This is a genomic window from Citrobacter sp. wls826 (genome assembly GCF_005281245.1).
GTDB lineage: Bacteria > Pseudomonadota > Gammaproteobacteria > Enterobacterales > Enterobacteriaceae > Citrobacter > Citrobacter braakii.
In genome coordinates, this window is the sequence record NZ_SZWS01000053.1 from 300,812 (window position 1) to 305,413 (window position 4,602).

The 4,602-nt window shown below is 51.6% G+C and carries 5 protein-coding genes; all 5 read left to right on the forward strand.

The window, feature by feature from the left end:
- On the forward strand, positions 1-885 hold an 885-nt coding region (gene hofQ, locus FDW87_RS13845), incomplete at its 5' end, for a DNA uptake porin HofQ (RefSeq protein WP_252363175.1).
- 404 nt (positions 886-1,289) lie between these two features.
- A complete protein-coding gene (aroK, locus tag FDW87_RS13850; protein ID WP_003023552.1) occupies positions 1,290-1,811 on the forward strand; it encodes a shikimate kinase AroK in 522 nt (173 codons plus the stop codon).
- A gap of 57 nt (positions 1,812-1,868) precedes the next feature.
- Positions 1,869-2,957, forward strand: a complete 1,089-nt coding sequence (gene aroB / locus FDW87_RS13855; protein ID WP_049271897.1) for a 3-dehydroquinate synthase — start codon at positions 1,869-1,871, stop codon at positions 2,955-2,957.
- Between the two features lie 96 nt (positions 2,958-3,053).
- Positions 3,054-4,340 (forward strand): cell division protein DamX, encoded by a 1,287-nt coding sequence (gene damX / locus FDW87_RS13860; protein WP_016157630.1) that lies wholly within the window; start codon positions 3,054-3,056, stop codon positions 4,338-4,340.
- A 117-nt stretch (positions 4,341-4,457) separates the two neighbouring features.
- A partial coding sequence (locus FDW87_RS22625; protein ID WP_252363180.1) for a DNA adenine methylase occupies positions 4,458-4,602 on the forward strand: 145 nt, incomplete at its 3' end.

Genomic DNA, 4,602 nt, shown 5'->3' on the forward strand with positions numbered 1-4,602 from the left:
CATCGCAGTATCATTTTGCAATATGCTGATGCCTCCGAGCTGGCAAAAGCCGGAGAAAAGCTGCTCAGCGCCAAAGGAAGCATGACGGTGGATAAACGCACCAACCGCTTACTGCTGCGTGATAATAGCGTTGCGCTTAACGCACTGGAAACGTGGGTGGCGCAAATGGATCTGCCGGTTGCACAAGTCGAACTGGCGGCGCATATAGTGACGATTAACGAAAAAAGCTTGCGTGAGCTGGGGGTAAAGTGGTCGCTGGCTGACGCACAGCAATCGGGGGCTGTGGGGAACGTCACAACGCTTGCCAGCGATCTTTCTGTATCCACAGCCACATCCCGTGTGGGATTTAACATTGGCCGTATTAACGGTCGTTTACTCGAGCTGGAGCTGTCTGCGCTGGAGCAAAAACAGCAGTTGGACATCATCGCCAGTCCACGCTTACTGGCTTCTCACCTGCAACCTGCCAGTATTAAGCAGGGTAGTGAGATCCCTTATCAGGTCTCCAGCGGTGAAAGCGGCGCGACATCCGTCGAGTTCAAGGAAGCTGTATTGGGGATGGAAGTCACGCCCACCGTATTGCAGAAAGGACGAATCAGACTGAAACTGCATATCAGCCAGAATGTTCCCGGGCAGGTGCTACAGCAGGCGGATGGCGAAGTTCTGGCTATTGATAAGCAGGAGATTGAAACGCAGGTCGAGGTAAAAAGCGGCGAGACGATTGCGCTGGGCGGGATTTTTTCACATAAGAATAAATCCGCAGCCGACAGCGTGCCGCTGTTGGGCGACATCCCCTGGCTTGGCTCTCTCTTTCGTCATGATGATAAAGAAGACGAACGGCGTGAATTAGTGGTTTTTATTACGCCCAGACTGGTTTCAACGCAATAACTTATGCATGAAAAGCCGTTGTTTTTGCACTGAACACGTTTCAGAGATTTGACGTGCGGGTGTATTTAGCATACAAGGAGTACCGATTTGAGTGTCGGTACTTTTCTTTACTTATGCGGCAGTAAATACGCTTTGCCTTTCTGGTGGTGTGTCATAGGCTTATTTGGTGTCATTTGGCTGCGCGATACGTCGCCAGGTCTGATGTTTGCAGGGTAGCATGCCTGCCACGACCAGAAATGCGTAAGGTTTGGTGATTTATTCAGTTGCCAAACCCGCTTGAGTATTGAGATAATTTTCAGTCTGACTCTCGCAATATCTTATGAGGTTTCAGTTCATGTCCTGCTGCGCTGAGTGTCTGCGAAGCGGGTTTACCATTAACGAATAGTCTTAGTAGTACCGAAAAAATGGCAGAGAAACGCAATATCTTTCTGGTTGGGCCTATGGGTGCCGGAAAAAGCACTATTGGGCGCCAGTTAGCTCAACAACTCAATATGGAATTTTACGATTCTGATCAAGAGATTGAGAAACGAACCGGAGCTGATGTGGGCTGGGTCTTCGATGTAGAAGGTGAAGACGGCTTCCGTGATCGCGAAGAAAAAGTCATCAACGAGTTGACGGAAAAACAGGGTATTGTGCTGGCAACTGGCGGTGGCTCTGTTAAATCACGTGAAACACGTAACCGTCTTTCCGCGCGTGGCGTCGTGGTCTATCTTGAAACGACAATTGAAAAACAACTTGCGCGAACTCAACGTGACAAGAAACGCCCGCTGCTGCAGGTAGAATCGCCGCCTCGTGAAGTTCTGGAAGCGTTGGCTGACGAACGCAATCCTCTGTACGAAGAGATTGCTGACGTGACCATTCGCACCGACGATCAGAGCGCAAAAGTCGTAGCAAACCAGATTATTCATATGCTGGAAAGCAACTAATTCTGGCTGAATACACACTCGTCTGCGGGTACAAGTAACTAAGGTGGATGTCGCGTAATGGAGAGGATTACAGTCACTCTCGGGGAACGTAGTTACCCTATCACCATCGCGGCTGGTTTGTTTAATGAGCCAGCTTCATTCTTACCGCTGAAATCGGGCGATCAGGTTATGTTGGTAACCAACGAAACCCTGGCTCCCCTTTATCTCGATAAGGTTCGCGGCGTACTTGAACAGGCGGGTGTTAACGTTGATAGCGTTATCCTTCCCGATGGCGAGCAGTATAAAAGCCTGAAGGTTCTGGATACGGTTTTCACTGCGTTACTGCAAAAACCGCACGGTCGTGATACCACGTTAGTCGCACTTGGCGGCGGCGTGATAGGCGATCTGACCGGTTTTGCGGCAGCCAGCTATCAGCGTGGTGTTCGTTTTATTCAAGTCCCGACAACCCTGTTGTCGCAGGTCGACTCCTCCGTTGGCGGCAAAACCGCCGTAAACCATCCCCTCGGTAAAAACATGATTGGCGCGTTTTACCAACCGGCGTCCGTGGTGGTGGATCTCGATTGTCTGAAAACGCTTCCTGCGCGTGAGCTGGCATCGGGGCTGGCGGAAGTGATCAAATACGGCATCATCCTTGACGGTGAATTTTTCAGTTGGCTGGAAGAAAATCTGGATGCGTTATTGCGTCTGGATGGTCCGGCGATGGCGTACTGTATTCGTCGTTGTTGTGAGCTGAAAGCAGAAGTTGTCGCAGCGGACGAGCGTGAAATGGGCTTACGTGCTTTACTGAATCTGGGACACACGTTTGGCCATGCGATCGAAGCTGAAATGGGTTATGGCAATTGGTTACATGGTGAAGCCGTTGCAGCAGGTATGGTAATGGCTGCTCGTACGTCAGAACGTCTTGGACAGTTTACCTCCGCTGATACGCAGCGCATCATTACGCTGCTGCAGCGAGCGGGCTTGCCGGTCAATGGACCGCGTGAAATGTCCAGCGAGGCTTATCTGCCGCACATGCTGCGAGATAAAAAAGTGTTAGCGGGAGAGATTCGTTTAGTGCTTCCGCTGGCATTAGGGAAGAGTGAAGTGCGCGGCGGAGTGTCGCACGAGGTGGTTCTTAACGCTATTGCTGATTGCCAGCCGGCGTAACAACAAGAAAGGTCTGGCTTGCGTTGCGAAACGTAGGTCTTTTAGCTTCAGGTTATGTGCAAAGTCGTAAGCATTAACCTTTGAGTGGGGTGTTAAATGGATGAATTCAAACCAGAAGACGAGCTGAAACCCGATCCCAGCGATCGTCGTACTGGTCGTTCTCGTCAATCGTCTGAACGCGATAATGAGCCGCAAATCAATTTTGATGATGTTGATCTGGATGCTGACGATCGCCGTCCTGCGCGCGCACGTAAAGAGCGTGAAGAAGAACGGGACATTGAAGAAGAGTATGAGTCTGATGACGATGACGTGGATGAAGAGCGTGTAGAACGCCGTCCGCGCAAGCGTAAGAAACCCGCCAGCAAGCCTGCCTCTCGTCAGTATATGATGATGGGTGTCGGTGTCCTGGTGCTGTTGCTGCTGATCATCGGTATCGGTTCTGCGCTGAAAGCCCCCTCATCATCTCCCAGTGAGCAGGCTGGATCTGGTGAGAAGAGCATCGATCTTTCTGGCAACAACGCGACGGATCAGGCGAGCACGACTACGCCTGCAACAGGCGCTGAGCAGACCGCTGGCAATACCCAGCAGGATGTTTCCCTACCGCCGATTTCCTCTACCCCAACTCAAGGTCAGACACCTGCGGCAACTGAAGGCCAGCAGCGTGTTGAAGTGCAGGGCGATCTGAACAACGCTCTGACGCAACCGCAAGGCCAGGAGCAGGTTAACAATGTAGTGGTTAACTCTACGCTGCCGACCGAACCGGCGACCGTTGCGCCAGTTCGTAATGGTAATGCTGTGCGCCAGACTGCGAAAACGGAAACGGCTGAACGCCCTGCTGCGACACACCAGGAACGTAAACAGGCCGTTATTGAGCCGAAGAGCAAACCGCAAACTACGGTGAAAGCGACGCAGACAGAGCCGAAACCTGTTGCTCAGGCAAAACCAACTGCAACTGCGCCGACGACCACAACCAAAGCACCTGTGGTTACCGCTACGCCGAAGGCGACCGTTGAGCCGAAAGCAACCGCGACTACAACGCCTGCGCCAACTGCGACGGCAACAACGTCAACACCTGTTGCTGGTGGAGCGAAAAGTGCAGGAAATGTCGGAGCGTTAAAATCTGCGCCGTCCAGCCATTACACGCTGCAGCTCAGCAGTTCTTCTAACTACGACAACCTTAACGGTTGGGCGAAGAAAGAAAACCTGAAAAACTACGTGGTGTATCAGACGACGCGTAACGGTCAACCGTGGTATGTTCTGGTAACAGGCGTGTATGCGTCTAAAGAAGATGCGAAACGTGCAGTGTCTACGCTACCCGCCGATATTCAGGCGAAAAATCCGTGGGCAAAACCGCTGCACCAGGTTCAGGCCGATTTGAAGTAAGATAGGATATGTTCTGCAATGGTTTGCTGTTTCGCCCAATTGCGGGACAAAGACTAAAGCGCAGGATGCTGTCGGAGCTTTCTCCACAGCCGGAGAAGGTGTAATTAGTTAGTCAGCATGAAAAAAAATCGCGCTTTTTTGAAATGGGCAGGGGGAAAATACCCCCTGCTTGATGATATCAAACGGCATTTACCTCAGGGTGAATGCCTGATTGAACCTTTCGTGGGTGCCGGGTCGGTGTTTCTCAACACCGACTTTTCTC

Bases quoted from the DNA above. Each gene is read 5' to 3' on its own strand.
- aroB (WP_049271897.1), top strand. From the start codon at position 1,869: ATGGAGAGGATTACAGTCACTCTCGGGGAACGTAGTTACCCTATCACC.
- aroK (WP_003023552.1), top strand. From the start codon at position 1,290: ATGGCAGAGAAACGCAATATCTTTCTGGTTGGGCCTATGGGTGCCGGA.
- damX (WP_016157630.1), top strand. From the start codon at position 3,054: ATGGATGAATTCAAACCAGAAGACGAGCTGAAACCCGATCCCAGCGAT.